Here is a 12,452-nt window from a genome sequence, read left to right as displayed (position 1 = left end):
CTTCTCAGGCGACCATTTAGCGGCCGTAGCCTTTCAGGTTCGCCTTCTTCAATGCAGACTCATACTGACTGGACATCATCAGAGTTTGCACTTGAGCCATAAAGTCCATAATCACGACAACAACGATAAGCAGTGAGGTCCCACCGAAGTAGAACGGTACCTTCATTGCATCACGCATGAACTCCGGGATCAGGCAGATAAAAGTAATATAAAGCGCACCAACCAAAGTCAGGCGAGTCATTACTTTATCAATATACTTCGCCGTTTGCTCTCCCGGACGAATTCCTGGTACAAATGCACCGGACTTCTTCAGGTTATCTGCTGTTTCACGCGGGTTGAAAACCAACGCCGTGTAGAAGAAACAGAAGAAGATGATCGCAGACGCATAGAGTAACACATAAAGTGGTTGCCCAGGCTGCAAATACAGCGAAATTGTTGTCAGCCAGTTCCAACCAGTACCGCCCCCGAACCATGACGCGATGGTTGCCGGGAACAGAATAATACTGGAAGCGAAGATAGCCGGGATAACCCCCGCCATGTTCACTTTCAGCGGTAAATGTGTGCTCTGTGCAGCATAGACACGACGACCTTGTTGACGCTTAGCGTAGTTCACCACAATGCGGCGTTGACCACGTTCAACGAAGACAACAAAGAACGTCACTGCAAATACTAATACTGCAACCAACAGCAACAGGAGGAAGTGCAGGTCGCCTTGACGCGCTTGCTCGATAGTGTGGGCAATGGCTGGCGGGAGACCCGCAACAATACCAGCGAAGATAATGATTGAGATACCGTTACCGATACCACGCTCAGTAATCTGTTCGCCGAGCCACATCAGGAACATTGTTCCTGTGACCAGACTTACAACAGCGGTGAAATAGAATGCAAAGCCTGGGTTTAATACCAGGCCCTGCATACCAGGCATATTCGGTAGACCGGTAGCAATACCGATCGACTGGAATATTGCCAGCACCAAAGTGCCGTAACGGGTGTACTGGCTTATCTTACGACGTCCAGACTCCCCTTCTTTCTTCAGTTCTGCCAGGGCCGGATGAACGACCGTCAGCAGCTGGATAATAATCGATGCCGAAATATACGGCATGATACCCAGAGCGAAGATAGAAGCACGGCTGAGAGCACCACCAGAGAACATGTTAAACATTTCAATGATGGTGCCTCGCTGTTGCTCAAGCAGTTTGGCAAGTACAGCGGCATCGATACCAGGGATCGGAATAAAAGAGCCAACACGGAACACAATCAGCGCGCCGATAACAAACAGCAGTCTGCGTTTCAGCTCGCCAAATCCACCTTTGGCACTTTGAAAATCTAATCCCGGTTGCTTAGCCATCTGCTACTTATTCCTCAATTTTACCGCCAGCGGCTTCGATAGCAGCACGAGCACCTTTAGTAACACGCAGGCCACGAACAGTTACCGGAGTAGAAACTTCACCAGCCAGGATCACTTTCGCGAACTCGATCTGGATACCGATAATGTTTGCCGCTTTCAGCGTGTTCAGGTCTACAACGCCGCCTTCAACTTTCGCCAGGTCAGACAGACGGATTTCCGCTGTAATCGCTGCTTTGCGAGAAGTGAAGCCGAACTTCGGCAGACGACGGTACAGTGGCATCTGGCCACCCTCGAAACCGCGACGTACGCCACCGCCAGAACGAGAGTTCTGACCTTTGTGACCACGACCACCGGTTTTGCCGAGGCCAGAACCGATACCACGACCCAGGCGTTTACCCGCCTTTTTAGAGCCTTCGGCCGGAGACAGAGTATTTAAACGCATCTCTTACTCCTCAACTTTAACCATGAAGTAAACCGCGTTGACCATACCACGAACAGCGGGAGTATCCTCACGCTCAACGGTATGACCAATACGACGCAGACCCAGGCCAAGCAGCGTTGCCTTGTGTTTCGGCAGACGACCGATTGCACTGCGGGTTTGAGTGATTTTAATAGTCTTTGCCATGGTCAATTACCCCAGAATTTCTTCAACGGATTTACCACGCTTGGCAGCGACCATTTCTGGAGAATTCATATTTTCCAGGCCATCAATAGTTGCACGAACCACGTTAATCGGGTTGGTGGAACCGTATGCTTTAGCCAGAACGTTATGAACCCCAGCAACTTCCAGAACGGCGCGCATTGCACCACCGGCGATGATACCGGTACCTTCTGAAGCTGGCTGCATGAATACACGAGAACCCGTGTGAACACCTTTAACTGGGTGCTGCAGGGTACCGTTGTTCAGCGCGACGTTAATCATATTGCGACGGGCTTTTTCCATCGCTTTCTGGATCGCTGCTGGAACTTCACGCGCTTTACCGTAACCAAAACCAACGCGACCGTTACCATCGCCAACTACAGTCAGAGCTGTGAAGGAGAAAATACGACCACCTTTAACGGTTTTAGATACGCGGTTAACCGCGATCAGCTTTTCCTGCAGTTCGCCAGCCTGTTTTTCGATGTGAGCCATCTTACACCTCTACCTTAGAACTGAAGGCCAGCTTCACGGGCAGCATCTGCCAGTGCCTGGACACGACCATGATATTGGAACCCGGAACGGTCAAAGGAAACATTGCTGATGCCTTTTTCCAGAGCGCGTTCTGCAACAGCTTTACCTACAGCTGCAGCGGCGTCTTTGTTACCGGTGTACTTCAATTGCTCTGCAATAGCTTTTTCTACAGTAGAAGCAGCTACCAGAACTTCAGAACCGTTTGGTGCAATGACCTGTGCGTAAATATGACGCGGGGTACGATGTACCACCAGGCGAGTTGCACCCAGCTCTTTGAGCTTGCGGCGTGCGCGGGTCGCACGACGGATACGAGCAGATTTCTTATCCATAGTGTTACCTTACTTCTTCTTAGCCTCTTTGGTACGCACGACTTCGTCGGCGTAACGAACACCCTTGCCTTTATAAGGCTCAGGACGACGGTAGGCGCGCAGATCTGCTGCAACCTGACCGATCAGCTGTTTATCAGCGCCTTTCAGCACGATTTCAGTCTGGGTCGGACATTCTGCAGTGATACCGGCCGGCAGCGGATGCTCAACAGGGTGTGAGAAGCCCAGAGACAGGCCTACTGCATTCCCTTTGATAGCTGCACGATAACCTACACCAACCAGTTGAAGCTTTTTAGTGAAGCCTTCGGTAACACCAACAACCATTGAGTTCAGCAGGGCACGCGCGGTACCAGCCTGAGCCCATCCATCCACGAAACCATCACGTGGACCGAAGGTCAGAGCATTATCTGCATGTTTAACTTCAACAGCTTTGTTGAGGGTACGAGTCAGCTCGCCGTTTTTACCTTTGATCGTAATAACCTGACCGTCGATTTTTACATCAACGCCGGCAGGAATAACGACCGGTGCTTTAGCAACACGAGACATTCTTTCCTCCGATTAGGCTACGTAGCAGATAATTTCGCCACCAAGACCAGCCTGGCGCGCTGCACGATCAGTCATAACACCTTTAGAGGTAGAAACAACTGCGATACCAAGACCAGCCATAACTTTAGGCAGCTCATCTTTTTTCTTATAGATGCGCAGACCTGGGCGGCTGACACGCTGAATGCTTTCTACAACAGCTTTACCCTGGAAATACTTGAGAGTAAGTTCCAGTTCCGGCTTGGTGTCGCCTTCAACTTTAAAATCTTCGATAAAACCTTCTTCCTTCAGCACGTTGGCAATTGCCACTTTCAGCTTGGCGGAAGGCATGGTGACCGCAACTTTGTTCGCGGCCTGACCGTTACGGATACGGGTCAGCATATCCGCGATCGGATCTTGCATGCTCATCTGTCTTTACTCCCGTGATTCAATTGGTAATTACCAGCTAGCCTTTTTCAAGCCTGGTACTTCACCGCGCATGGCGGCTTCACGCAGTTTGATACGGCTCAACCCAAACTTGCCCACATAACCATGTGGACGACCTGTTTGACGACAGCGGTTACGCTGACGAGACGGGCTGGAATCACGCGGCAGAGACTGCAGCTTGAGAACCGCATTCCAACGATCTTCGTCGGAAGCGTTCACATCAGAAATGATCGCTTTCAGTTCAGCGCGTTTAGCGAAGAATTTATCAGCTAAAGCTACGCGTTTTACTTCGCGTGCTTTCATTGATTGCTTAGCCATTCAGTAACCCTACCTTACTTGCGGAACGGGAAGTCAAAGGCAGCCAGCAGAGCACGGCCTTCTTCATCAGATTTCGCAGTAGTGGTAATGGTAATATCCAAACCACGCACGCGGTCGACTTTATCGTAGTCGATCTCTGGGAAGATGATCTGCTCACGGACACCCATGCTGTAGTTACCACGACCGTCGAAAGACTTAGCGGACAAGCCACGGAAGTCACGGATACGTGGTACAGCAATAGTGATCAGGCGCTCAAAGAACTCCCACATGCGTTCGCCACGCAGAGTTACTTTACAGCCGATCGGATAGCCCTGACGGATTTTGAAGCCTGCAACAGATTTGCGTGCTTTGGTGATCAGCGGTTTTTGACCGGAGATTGCTGTCAGGTCAGCTGCTGCGTTATCCAGCAGTTTCTTGTCAGCGATCGCTTCACCAACACCCATGTTCAGGGTGATCTTCTCGACCCGAGGGACTTGCATGACAGAATTGTAGTTAAACTCAGTCATGAGTTTGTTAACTACTTCGTCTTTGTAGTAATCATGCAGTTTCGCCATCGTACTACTCCAAATTACTTGATAGTTTCGCTGTTAGACTTGAAGAAACGGACTTTTTTCCCGTCTTCGAATCTAAAGCCTACACGGTCAGCCTTGCCGGTTGCCGCATTGAAGATTGCAACGTTAGAAACCTGAATAGCAGCTTCTTTTTCAACGATGCCGCCTGGTTGGTTCAGGGCCGGAACCGGCTTCTGATGTTTCTTAACCAGGTTGATACCTTCAACAATGACCTTGCCGGAAGACAGGACATTTTTTACTTTACCGCGTTTACCTTTATCTTTACCGGTTAACACGATAACTTCGTCATCACGACGGATTTTCGCTGCCATGATTCGCTCCTTAGAGTACTTCTGGTGCCAGAGAGATAATTTTCATGAACTTTTCAGTACGAAGTTCACGAGTTACCGGCCCAAAGATACGCGTGCCGATTGGCTGCTCACTGTTATTGTTCAAAATAACGCATGCATTACCATCGAAGCGAATGACAGAACCGTCAGGGCGACGAACACCCTTCTTGGTGCGCACCACTACCGCTTTCAGCACATCACCTTTTTTGACCTTACCACGTGGAATTGCTTCTTTGATGGTGATCTTGATGATGTCGCCTACGCCTGCGTAGCGACGGTGCGAGCCACCCAGAACCTTGATACACATTACGCGACGTGCACCGGAGTTGTCGGCGACGTTCAGCATAGTCTGTTCTTGGATCATTTTAGTGCTCCGCTAATGTCAACTACTACCTGAGACTCTAAAATCAGAGCCGTTAAAAAGCCCCATATCGAGGGCGCGGCATTATAACACCGCTTCTACAATATGGGTAGAAAAAATAAACGGCTCATCGCTGAGCCGTTTATTCGTATTGAGAATGCGTACTCTATTACAGAACCGCTTTCTCTACAACGCGAACCAGCGTCCAGGACTTAGTCTTGGACAGTGGACGGCATTCACGGATTTCAACCTTGTCGCCGATACCACATTCGTTGTTCTCGTCATGTACGTGCAGTTTGGTCGTACGTTTGATGAATTTACCGTAGATCGGGTGTTTCACAATACGTTCGATAGCTACAACGATGGATTTCTCCATCTTGTCGCTAACAACACGACCTTGCAGAGTACGGATTTTATCGGTCATTACGCACCCGCCTTCTGAGTCAGTAAAGTCTTAACGCGCGCAACATTGCGACGCACTTGCTTCAGCAGGTGAGTCTGTTGCAGCTGGCCACTTGCAGCCTGCATACGCAGGTTGAACTGCTCACGCAGCAGGTTCAGCAGCTCAGCGTTCAGCTCTTCAACGCTTTTTTCACGCAGCTCTTTTGCTTTCATTACATCACCGTCTTAGTTACAAAGGTGGTTTTGATAGGCAGTTTCGCTGCTGCCAGGCCGAAGGCTTCACGGGCCAGCTCTTCCGGAACGCCGTCCATTTCATAAAGGACTTTGCCCGGTTGGATCAAGGCAACCCAGTACTCCACGTTACCTTTACCTTTACCCATACGAACTTCCAGCGGCTTCTCGGTGATCGGTTTGTCCGGGAATACACGGATCCAGATCTTACCTTGACGCTTAACTGCACGGGTCATTGCACGACGTGCTGCTTCGATCTGACGTGCAGTCAGACGACCACGGCCAACAGCTTTCAGACCGAAAGTGCCGAAGCTAACATCCGTACCCTGCGCCAGACCACGGTTGCGGCCTTTGTGCACTTTACGGAATTTTGTACGCTTTGGTTGTAACATCAGCGACGCTCCTTATTTACGGCCTTTACGCTGCTGCTTTTTAGGTTGAGCAGCCGGTTTTTCCGGTTGTTCAACAGCAGCCATACCACCCAGGATCTCACCTTTGAAGATCCATACCTTAACGCCGATTACACCGTAAGTGGTGTGCGCTTCAGAGGTGTTGTAGTCGATGTCAGCACGCAGAGTGTGCAGCGGTACGCGACCTTCGCGGTACCATTCGGTACGTGCGATTTCCGCGCCGCCCAGACGGCCGCTAACTTCAACTTTGATACCCTTAGCGCCCAGACGCATTGCGTTCTGTACAGCTCGCTTCATAGCACGACGGAACATAACACGACGTTCCAGCTGTGAAGTGATGCTGTCAGCAACCAATTTAGCGTCCAGTTCAGGCTTACGAACTTCAGCGATATTGATCTGTGCAGGAACGCCAGCGATATCCGCTACGACCTTGCGCAGTTTTTCTACGTCTTCGCCTTTCTTACCGATAACGATGCCAGGACGAGCAGTGTGAATGGTTACACGAATGCTCTTAGCTGGACGCTCGATAACGATACGAGATACAGACGCTTTAGCCAGTTCCTTAGTCAGGTACTGACGTACTTTAAAATCGCTGTCCAGGTTGTCAGCGAATTCTTTGGTGTTCGCAAACCAGGTAGAGTTCCATGGTTTTACAATACCCAGGCGAATACCATTAGGATGTACTTTCTGACCCATTGCTAGTCTCCAGAGTCTCAGCGATCGGACACAACCACAGTAATGTGGCTGGTGCGCTTCAGGATGCGATCTGCACGACCTTTCGCACGCGGCATAATGCGCTTCATGCTTGGGCCTTCATCTACGAAAATTTTCGCGACTTTCAGATCGTCGATGTCAGCGCCATCGTTGTGTTCAGCGTTAGCAATGGCAGATTCCAGTACTTTCTTGACCAATACCGCAGCTTTCTTGTTGGTATAGGTCAGGATGTCCAGGGCCTGCGACACTTTCTTACCGCGAATCAGGTCAGCAACAAGGCGAACCTTCTGAGCAGAAGAACGAGCATGGCGATGTTGAGCTAAAGTTTCCATCTCTTCCTCCTACCTTATTTCTTCTTCGCTTTTTTATCAGCAGCGTGGCCGCGATAAGTACGAGTCGGTGCGAATTCACCCAGTTTGTGACCAACCATTTCGTCGGTAACAAAGACTGGAACGTGCTGACGACCATTATGGACAGCGATGGTCAAACCGATCATGTTAGGAAAGATCGTTGAACGACGGGACCAAGTGCGCAGGGGCTTCTTGTCTCCGCTTTCCACCGCTTTCTCTACCTTCTTCAGCAAGTGCAGGTCAATAAAAGGACCTTTCTTGAGAGAACGTGGCATGGCTTATCCTCTAAAATTATTTGCTACGGCGACGTACGATAAATTTATCAGTACGCTTGTTGCTGCGGGTCTTCTTACCTTTGGTCTGAACGCCCCACGGAGTTACCGGGTGCTTACCAAAGTTACGACCTTCACCACCACCATGTGGGTGGTCTACTGGGTTCATCGCAGTACCGCGAACGGTAGGACGAACACCACGCCAGCGTGCAGCACCAGCTTTACCCAGAACGCGCAGCATATGCTCAGCATTGCCAACTTCGCCCAGAGTAGCGCGGCAATCTGCTTCGACTTTACGCATTTCACCAGAACGCAGACGCAGGGTGACATAAGCACCGTCACGAGCAACGATCTGAACGTAAGTACCCGCGGAACGCGCCAGCTGACCGCCTTTACCTGGTTTCATTTCTACGTTATGAACGGTAGAACCAACCGGGATATTGCGCATCGGCAGGGTGTTGCCTGCTTTGATTGCAGCATCAACGCCAGACTGAATCTGGTCGCCAGCTTTCAGGCCTTTAGGGGCCAGGATGTAACGGCGTTCACCGTCTTTGTACAGAACCAGCGCGATGTTCGCGGAACGGTTCGGATCGTACTCAAGACGTTCAACAACTGCTGGGATACCGTCTTTGTTGCGTTTGAAGTCAACAATACGATAAGCCTGCTTGTGGCCACCACCGATGTGACGAGTGGTGATACGGCCATTGTTGTTACGACCACCGGATTTGCTGTTTTTTTCCAGCAACGGAGCAAAAGGTTTGCCCTTGTGCAGCTCAGGGTTAACCACTTTAACTACGTGGCGACGACCCGGAGATGTCGGTTTACATTTAACAACTGCCATTGTATTACTCCTCCGACTTACTCAGCGCCGCCAACGAAGTCCAGGTTCTGGCCTTCTTTAAGGGTGACGTAAGCTTTTTTCCAGTCGCTACGACGACCGATACGCTGTCCGTGACGTTTAACTTTCCCTTTAACAACCAGGGTGTTAACGACTTCGACTTCGACTTCAAACAGTTTCTGCACAGCAGCTTTGATCTCTGCTTTGGTCGCGTCTTTAGCAACTTTGAGAACGATGGTGTTTGTTTTTTCCATCGCAGTAGACGCTTTTTCAGAAACGTGCGGTGCGCGAAGCACCTTCAGCAGACGTTCTTCACGAATCATGCCAGCATCTCCTCAACTTGCTTAACAGCATCAGCAGTCATTACGACTTTGTCGAAGGCGATCAGGCTAACCGGGTCGATACCAGTCGCATCGCGTACGTCAACCTTGTGCAGGTTACGTGCGGCCAGGAACAGGTTCTCGTCCAGCTCACCGGTGATGATCAGCACATCTTCCAGAGCCATGTCTTTCAGTTTCTGTGCCAGCAGCTTAGTTTTAGGCGCTTCTACAGAGAACTTCTCGACAACGATCAGACGATCCTGACGTACCAGTTCGGACAGAATGCTTTTCAGCGCGCCGCGGTACATCTTTTTGTTAACTTTTTGACTGTGGTCCTGTGGACGCGCAGCGAAGGTCACGCCACCTGAACGCCAGATCGGGCTCTTGATAGAACCTGAACGCGCACGGCCGGTACCTTTCTGGCGCCATGGCTTTTTGCCAGAACCAGTTACTTCAGCACGAGTCTTCTGAGCACGAGTACCCTGACGAGCACCAGCTGCATAAGCAACAACAACCTGGTGAACCAGCGCTTCGTTGAAATCACGACCGAAGGTAGTTTCGGAAACAGTCAGCGCGCTCTGCGCGTCTTTCAATACTAATTCCATTGCTATCCCCTTACGCCTTCACAGCTGGTTTAACGATCAGGTCGCTACCGGTAGCACCCGGAACAGCACCCTTAACCAGCAGCAGGTTGCGCTCAGCGTCAACACGTACTACGTCCAGGCTCTGAACGGTTACACGTTCGTTACCCAGCTGACCTGCCATTTTCTTGCCTTTGAACACTTTGCCCGGAGTCTGGTTCTGACCGATAGAACCCGGAACGCGGTGAGACAAGGAGTTACCGTGAGTAGCGTCCTGGGTACGGAAATTCCAGCGCTTAACGGTACCAGCAAAACCTTTACCTTTAGAGGTACCGGTTACGTCAACTTTTTTAACGTCAGCAAACAGCTCAACGCTAATGTCTTGACCTACGGTGAACTCTTCGCCTTCAGCAAGACGGAATTCCCACAGACCACGGCCAGCTTCAACGCCAGCTTTAGCGAAGTGACCCGCTTCTGGTTTGGTTACACGGTTAGCTTTTTTAGCACCGGTGGTAACCTGAACAGCGCGGTAGCCATCGTTAGCCAGATCTTTAACCTGAGTAACGCGGTTTGCTTCAACTTCGATTACGGTTACTGGGATAGAAACGCCATCTTCAGTGAAGATGCGGGTCATTCCCACTTTTTTACCGACTAAACCAATCATTGTTTCAACCTCTCAATCGCTCGATGACCTGATTAACCCAGGCTGATCTGCACGTCTACACCGGCAGCCAGATCCAGACGCATCAGAGCATCAACGGTTTTCTCAGTTGGCTCAACGATGTCAACCAGACGCTTGTGAGTGCGGATTTCGTACTGATCACGCGCATCTTTGTTAACGTGCGGAGAGATCAGAACGGTAAAGCGCTCTTTGCGGGTCGGCAGCGGGATCGGACCACGGACTTGCGCACCAGTGCGCTTAGCAGTCTCGACGATTTCCGCGGTTGATTGATCGATCAGACGATGATCAAACGCTTTAAGGCGGATACGGATTCTTTGGTTCTGCATGAGACCAGAGCTCCAATTATTTTATAAACGAAAATGATTACTCCTCAAACCCATTACGATTGATGGGAGAGTGTAACCGTTCTTACGTAGCTCCCCGATTGGGAGCATTGTTGAGTAACAAAATTAGCTACTCCGGTTCAGATTGAACCCGCCGTCAACTACGACAAGCCCGCGCATTATACGTAAATCTGAGCAAGACGCAAGTGCCGTTTAGAAATTAAGCGCCAAAGACATGCGATGCGTAGGGCATTCCATTATTTGCAGCAACCTGTCTGCTTTCATCTCTTCTTATGAACCCCTCACGCAATTCCTGTGTACGGACGTTGCTGGCCTTGCATCATGAGAAGAGTATGCACCAAACATCTTTGAGGCTTTGCGTATGCTGATTCCCCTCCCCTTTCTGCTCGTTTACTTCGCACTCTCCGGTTTACTGGTACGTGAAGATATTCGTGCCGGCCTTCTCCCGGATAAATACATCTGTCCCCTCTTATGGACCGGCCTGCTCTTCCAGCTTTGCCTTCATCCTGACTTTCTTTCGAACGCAGTGGCTGGCGCGATGGCAGGGTATGTGAGCTTTGCGATTATCTACTGGGGCTACCGGCTTCTGACTGGACGTGAAGGGATGGGCTATGGCGATGTGAAATATCTTTCGGCACTGGGGGCGTGGCACGGTTGGCACATATTGCCCGCACTGGTGTTAACCGCCGCATTGTTGGCGCTTCTTTACCAGCTGATTCTCGCTTTACCGGCTCCTGATAAACAGGCATTAAAAAACCCACTGCCTTTTGGGCCATTTCTGGCGGCAGCGGGTTTAAGCGTTGGCTGGCAGACGCTGTTTAGTCAGCCACTTTAATCTGGGATTGAAGATAATTCTGCAGACCAATTTTACTGATGAGATCCAGCTCAGTTTCAAGCCAGTCAATGTGCCCTTCTTCATCGGCCAGAATCTGGATCATCATATCGCGGCTGACGTAGTCATGAACACTGTCCGCATAGGCAATGGCTTCGCGGAGATCTTTTGCGCCTTCAAGCTCCAGCCTGAGGTCGGACCGTAGCATCTCTTCAACATCTTCACCGATGCCGAGTTTGCCGAGATCCTGCAGGTTAGGAATGCCTTCAAGGAATAAAATACGCTCGATGTATTTATCGGCATGTTTCATCTCATCGATGGATTCGTGGTATTCAACATCGTTGAGGCGCATCAGGCCCCAGTTTTTGAACATTCTCGCATGGAGAAAATACTGATTGATCGCGACAAGCTCATTTCCCAATAATTTATTGAGATAACTTATGATTTTAACATCACCTTTCATTATATAGTCCCTCCGCTTCCACTCATTGAAGCGTAGATCGGGCTACAGGGATGTCAAAAAAAAGATGGGCGCTTACGCAATCTCTTTGTATTCCGGGATCTGCATCAATTCGTCCTGCATGATCTCACGTGCAGCACGTACACATTTACCGCATTGATTTCCCACTGGAACAAATTTGCGAAGCTGCTGGAAGGACTGTGGCTGAAACTGGCGAACGGCCTGACGTATTTTTTTGTCGCTTACACCATTACATAAACAAACGTACATAAAGACTCCCGTTCAAAATATGCGCAAAGTGTAAGTGAGAATGGTTATGATTACAATAGCACAAACACCCGTATACGGGGCGGGAGAGGACGAAAAATGCGAAAATTTGTGACAGACACATAACGGCAGAAAACAAAAAAGGACGCCGAAGCGTCCTTTTTTAATTCAGGGATAAGTAATTAGCCCAGAACTTTAGCAACAACGCCCGCGCCAACGGTACGGCCGCCTTCACGGATTGCGAAACGCAGACCGTCGTCCATCGCGATTGGGTGGATCAGCGTCACAACCATCTTGATGTTGTCGCCTGGCATTACCATCTCAACGCCTTCTGGCAGTTCGATGGTACCGGTCA

General features: G+C 50.1%; 25 protein-coding genes and 1 pseudogene. 1 reads left to right on the top strand and 25 read right to left on the bottom strand.

Going from position 1 to position 12,452, the window contains the following annotated elements:
- Positions 1 to 16 precede the first annotated feature (16 nt).
- From secY to rpsJ, 22 genes are all read right to left on the bottom strand, one after another.
- Positions 17 to 1,348 carry a preprotein translocase subunit SecY gene (secY, locus tag BJP35_RS00240; RefSeq protein WP_014171896.1) on the bottom strand — a complete coding sequence of 444 codons (1,332 nt, stop codon included), beginning with the start codon at positions 1,346 to 1,348 and terminating at the stop codon, positions 17 to 19.
- A gap of 7 nt (positions 1,349 to 1,355) precedes the next feature.
- The gene (rplO, locus tag BJP35_RS00235; protein ID WP_003863304.1) at positions 1,356 to 1,790 is read right to left on the bottom strand and encodes a 50S ribosomal protein L15; all 435 of its coding nucleotides are present in this window, start codon (positions 1,788 to 1,790) and stop codon (positions 1,356 to 1,358) included.
- A 3-nt stretch (positions 1,791 to 1,793) separates the two neighbouring features.
- Positions 1,794 to 1,973, bottom strand: a complete 180-nt coding sequence (rpmD, locus tag BJP35_RS00230) for a 50S ribosomal protein L30 (RefSeq protein ID WP_003863301.1) — start codon at positions 1,971 to 1,973, stop codon at positions 1,794 to 1,796.
- Positions 1,974 to 1,979: 6 nt separating this feature from the next.
- A complete protein-coding gene (gene rpsE, locus BJP35_RS00225) occupies positions 1,980 to 2,480 on the bottom strand; it encodes a 30S ribosomal protein S5 (protein WP_003863299.1) in 501 nt (166 codons plus the stop codon).
- 14 nt (positions 2,481 to 2,494) lie between these two features.
- Positions 2,495 to 2,848: a 50S ribosomal protein L18 gene (rplR, locus tag BJP35_RS00220; protein ID WP_013099023.1), complete on the bottom strand. Its 354-nt coding sequence runs from the start codon at positions 2,846 to 2,848 to the stop codon at positions 2,495 to 2,497.
- Positions 2,849 to 2,857: 9 nt separating this feature from the next.
- Complete coding sequence (gene rplF, locus BJP35_RS00215) at positions 2,858 to 3,391, bottom strand: 50S ribosomal protein L6 (protein WP_003863296.1); 534 nt, start codon at positions 3,389 to 3,391, stop codon at positions 2,858 to 2,860.
- 12 nt (positions 3,392 to 3,403) lie between these two features.
- Positions 3,404 to 3,796 (bottom strand): 30S ribosomal protein S8, encoded by a 393-nt coding sequence (gene rpsH, locus BJP35_RS00210; RefSeq protein ID WP_006178918.1) that lies wholly within the window; start codon positions 3,794 to 3,796, stop codon positions 3,404 to 3,406.
- A 30-nt stretch (positions 3,797 to 3,826) separates the two neighbouring features.
- The gene (rpsN, locus tag BJP35_RS00205) at positions 3,827 to 4,132 is read right to left on the bottom strand and encodes a 30S ribosomal protein S14 (protein ID WP_003863291.1); all 306 of its coding nucleotides are present in this window, start codon (positions 4,130 to 4,132) and stop codon (positions 3,827 to 3,829) included.
- A gap of 14 nt (positions 4,133 to 4,146) precedes the next feature.
- Positions 4,147 to 4,686: a 50S ribosomal protein L5 gene (gene rplE, locus BJP35_RS00200; protein WP_001096206.1), complete on the bottom strand. Its 540-nt coding sequence runs from the start codon at positions 4,684 to 4,686 to the stop codon at positions 4,147 to 4,149.
- Between the two features lie 14 nt (positions 4,687 to 4,700).
- Positions 4,701 to 5,015 carry a 50S ribosomal protein L24 gene (gene rplX / locus BJP35_RS00195; RefSeq protein ID WP_000729185.1) on the bottom strand — a complete coding sequence of 105 codons (315 nt, stop codon included), beginning with the start codon at positions 5,013 to 5,015 and terminating at the stop codon, positions 4,701 to 4,703.
- 10 nt (positions 5,016 to 5,025) lie between these two features.
- Entirely contained in the window at positions 5,026 to 5,397 is a 372-nt protein-coding gene (gene rplN, locus BJP35_RS00190) for a 50S ribosomal protein L14 (protein WP_002919748.1), read from the bottom strand.
- A gap of 166 nt (positions 5,398 to 5,563) precedes the next feature.
- A complete protein-coding gene (gene rpsQ / locus BJP35_RS00185) occupies positions 5,564 to 5,818 on the bottom strand; it encodes a 30S ribosomal protein S17 (RefSeq protein WP_008503489.1) in 255 nt (84 codons plus the stop codon).
- A complete protein-coding gene (gene rpmC, locus BJP35_RS00180; RefSeq protein WP_003863282.1) occupies positions 5,818 to 6,009 on the bottom strand; it encodes a 50S ribosomal protein L29 in 192 nt (63 codons plus the stop codon). The genes rpsQ and rpmC overlap by 1 nt, the downstream gene beginning before the upstream one ends.
- Entirely contained in the window at positions 6,009 to 6,419 is a 411-nt protein-coding gene (gene rplP / locus BJP35_RS00175; RefSeq protein ID WP_002919759.1) for a 50S ribosomal protein L16, read from the bottom strand. Before rplP ends, rpmC begins: the two co-directional genes overlap by 1 nt.
- A 12-nt stretch (positions 6,420 to 6,431) precedes the next feature.
- Positions 6,432 to 7,133, bottom strand: a complete 702-nt coding sequence (rpsC, locus tag BJP35_RS00170; protein WP_000529945.1) for a 30S ribosomal protein S3 — start codon at positions 7,131 to 7,133, stop codon at positions 6,432 to 6,434.
- Between the two features lie 17 nt (positions 7,134 to 7,150).
- A complete protein-coding gene (gene rplV, locus BJP35_RS00165; RefSeq protein WP_002919773.1) occupies positions 7,151 to 7,483 on the bottom strand; it encodes a 50S ribosomal protein L22 in 333 nt (110 codons plus the stop codon).
- A 14-nt stretch (positions 7,484 to 7,497) separates the two neighbouring features.
- The gene (rpsS, locus tag BJP35_RS00160; protein WP_001138117.1) at positions 7,498 to 7,776 is read right to left on the bottom strand and encodes a 30S ribosomal protein S19; all 279 of its coding nucleotides are present in this window, start codon (positions 7,774 to 7,776) and stop codon (positions 7,498 to 7,500) included.
- A 16-nt stretch (positions 7,777 to 7,792) separates the two neighbouring features.
- Entirely contained in the window at positions 7,793 to 8,614 is an 822-nt protein-coding gene (gene rplB / locus BJP35_RS00155) for a 50S ribosomal protein L2 (RefSeq protein WP_000301859.1), read from the bottom strand.
- A 17-nt stretch (positions 8,615 to 8,631) separates the two neighbouring features.
- On the bottom strand, positions 8,632 to 8,934 hold the full coding sequence (rplW, locus tag BJP35_RS00150; protein ID WP_000617546.1) for a 50S ribosomal protein L23: 303 nt from the start codon (positions 8,932 to 8,934) through the stop codon (positions 8,632 to 8,634).
- Complete coding sequence (gene rplD, locus BJP35_RS00145; RefSeq protein WP_000424395.1) at positions 8,931 to 9,536, bottom strand: 50S ribosomal protein L4; 606 nt, start codon at positions 9,534 to 9,536, stop codon at positions 8,931 to 8,933. Before rplD ends, rplW begins: the two co-directional genes overlap by 4 nt.
- A 10-nt stretch (positions 9,537 to 9,546) precedes the next feature.
- Positions 9,547 to 10,176, bottom strand: a complete 630-nt coding sequence (gene rplC / locus BJP35_RS00140) for a 50S ribosomal protein L3 (protein ID WP_006178923.1) — start codon at positions 10,174 to 10,176, stop codon at positions 9,547 to 9,549.
- A gap of 32 nt (positions 10,177 to 10,208) precedes the next feature.
- Positions 10,209 to 10,520 (bottom strand): 30S ribosomal protein S10, encoded by a 312-nt coding sequence (gene rpsJ / locus BJP35_RS00135; protein WP_001181005.1) that lies wholly within the window; start codon positions 10,518 to 10,520, stop codon positions 10,209 to 10,211.
- Between the two features lie 379 nt (positions 10,521 to 10,899).
- On the opposite strand from rpsJ, the gene BJP35_RS00130 reads away from it, so the two are divergent.
- Positions 10,900 to 11,373 (top strand): A24 family peptidase, encoded by a 474-nt coding sequence (locus BJP35_RS00130; protein ID WP_047742168.1) that lies wholly within the window; start codon positions 10,900 to 10,902, stop codon positions 11,371 to 11,373.
- On the opposite strand, the gene bfr is transcribed toward BJP35_RS00130, so the two are convergent.
- The 3 genes and pseudogenes from bfr to tuf form a co-directional block, all read right to left on the bottom strand.
- Positions 11,357 to 11,833 carry a bacterioferritin gene (gene bfr, locus BJP35_RS00125; protein ID WP_014171902.1) on the bottom strand — a complete coding sequence of 159 codons (477 nt, stop codon included), beginning with the start codon at positions 11,831 to 11,833 and terminating at the stop codon, positions 11,357 to 11,359. The genes BJP35_RS00130 and bfr overlap by 17 nt on opposite strands.
- 72 nt (positions 11,834 to 11,905) lie before the next feature.
- The gene (bfd, locus tag BJP35_RS00120) at positions 11,906 to 12,100 is read right to left on the bottom strand and encodes a bacterioferritin-associated ferredoxin (RefSeq protein ID WP_008503493.1); all 195 of its coding nucleotides are present in this window, start codon (positions 12,098 to 12,100) and stop codon (positions 11,906 to 11,908) included.
- 179 nt (positions 12,101 to 12,279) lie between these two features.
- Positions 12,280 to 12,452 (bottom strand): annotated as a pseudogene (gene tuf, locus BJP35_RS00115) (elongation factor Tu); the annotation flags it as partial.

The organism is Enterobacter sp. J49, assembly GCF_002148625.1.
Lineage (GTDB): Bacteria > Pseudomonadota > Gammaproteobacteria > Enterobacterales > Enterobacteriaceae > Enterobacter > Enterobacter ludwigii.
Note: the sequence above shows the minus strand (reverse complement) of the source record. Positions and strands in the feature narration are given on the sequence as shown.

Excerpts from the sequence above, each read along its gene's own strand:
- secY (WP_014171896.1), bottom strand. The coding sequence starts at position 1,348 with ATGGCTAAGCAACCGGGATTAGATTTTCAAAGTGCCAAAGGTGGATTT.
- rplO (WP_003863304.1), bottom strand. The coding sequence starts at position 1,790 with ATGCGTTTAAATACTCTGTCTCCGGCCGAAGGCTCTAAAAAGGCGGGT.
- rpmD (WP_003863301.1), bottom strand. The coding sequence starts at position 1,973 with ATGGCAAAGACTATTAAAATCACTCAAACCCGCAGTGCAATCGGTCGT.
- rpsE (WP_003863299.1), bottom strand. The coding sequence starts at position 2,480 with ATGGCTCACATCGAAAAACAGGCTGGCGAACTGCAGGAAAAGCTGATC.
- rplR (WP_013099023.1), bottom strand. The coding sequence starts at position 2,848 with ATGGATAAGAAATCTGCTCGTATCCGTCGTGCGACCCGCGCACGCCGC.
- rplF (WP_003863296.1), bottom strand. The coding sequence starts at position 3,391 with ATGTCTCGTGTTGCTAAAGCACCGGTCGTTATTCCTGCCGGCGTTGAT.
- rpsH (WP_006178918.1), bottom strand. The coding sequence starts at position 3,796 with ATGAGCATGCAAGATCCGATCGCGGATATGCTGACCCGTATCCGTAAC.
- rpsN (WP_003863291.1), bottom strand. The coding sequence starts at position 4,132 with ATGGCTAAGCAATCAATGAAAGCACGCGAAGTAAAACGCGTAGCTTTA.
- rplE (WP_001096206.1), bottom strand. The coding sequence starts at position 4,686 with ATGGCGAAACTGCATGATTACTACAAAGACGAAGTAGTTAACAAACTC.
- rplX (WP_000729185.1), bottom strand. The coding sequence starts at position 5,015 with ATGGCAGCGAAAATCCGTCGTGATGACGAAGTTATCGTGTTAACCGGT.
- rplN (WP_002919748.1), bottom strand. The coding sequence starts at position 5,397 with ATGATCCAAGAACAGACTATGCTGAACGTCGCCGACAACTCCGGTGCA.
- rpsQ (WP_008503489.1), bottom strand. The coding sequence starts at position 5,818 with ATGACCGATAAAATCCGTACTCTGCAAGGTCGTGTTGTTAGCGACAAG.
- rpmC (WP_003863282.1), bottom strand. The coding sequence starts at position 6,009 with ATGAAAGCAAAAGAGCTGCGTGAAAAAAGCGTTGAAGAGCTGAACGCT.
- rplP (WP_002919759.1), bottom strand. The coding sequence starts at position 6,419 with ATGTTACAACCAAAGCGTACAAAATTCCGTAAAGTGCACAAAGGCCGC.
- rpsC (WP_000529945.1), bottom strand. The coding sequence starts at position 7,133 with ATGGGTCAGAAAGTACATCCTAATGGTATTCGCCTGGGTATTGTAAAA.
- rplV (WP_002919773.1), bottom strand. The coding sequence starts at position 7,483 with ATGGAAACTTTAGCTCAACATCGCCATGCTCGTTCTTCTGCTCAGAAG.
- rpsS (WP_001138117.1), bottom strand. The coding sequence starts at position 7,776 with ATGCCACGTTCTCTCAAGAAAGGTCCTTTTATTGACCTGCACTTGCTG.
- rplB (WP_000301859.1), bottom strand. The coding sequence starts at position 8,614 with ATGGCAGTTGTTAAATGTAAACCGACATCTCCGGGTCGTCGCCACGTA.
- rplW (WP_000617546.1), bottom strand. The coding sequence starts at position 8,934 with ATGATTCGTGAAGAACGTCTGCTGAAGGTGCTTCGCGCACCGCACGTT.
- rplD (WP_000424395.1), bottom strand. The coding sequence starts at position 9,536 with ATGGAATTAGTATTGAAAGACGCGCAGAGCGCGCTGACTGTTTCCGAA.
- rplC (WP_006178923.1), bottom strand. The coding sequence starts at position 10,176 with ATGATTGGTTTAGTCGGTAAAAAAGTGGGAATGACCCGCATCTTCACT.
- rpsJ (WP_001181005.1), bottom strand. The coding sequence starts at position 10,520 with ATGCAGAACCAAAGAATCCGTATCCGCCTTAAAGCGTTTGATCATCGT.
- BJP35_RS00130 (WP_047742168.1), top strand. The coding sequence starts at position 10,900 with ATGCTGATTCCCCTCCCCTTTCTGCTCGTTTACTTCGCACTCTCCGGT.
- bfr (WP_014171902.1), bottom strand. The coding sequence starts at position 11,833 with ATGAAAGGTGATGTTAAAATCATAAGTTATCTCAATAAATTATTGGGA.
- bfd (WP_008503493.1), bottom strand. The coding sequence starts at position 12,100 with ATGTACGTTTGTTTATGTAATGGTGTAAGCGACAAAAAAATACGTCAG.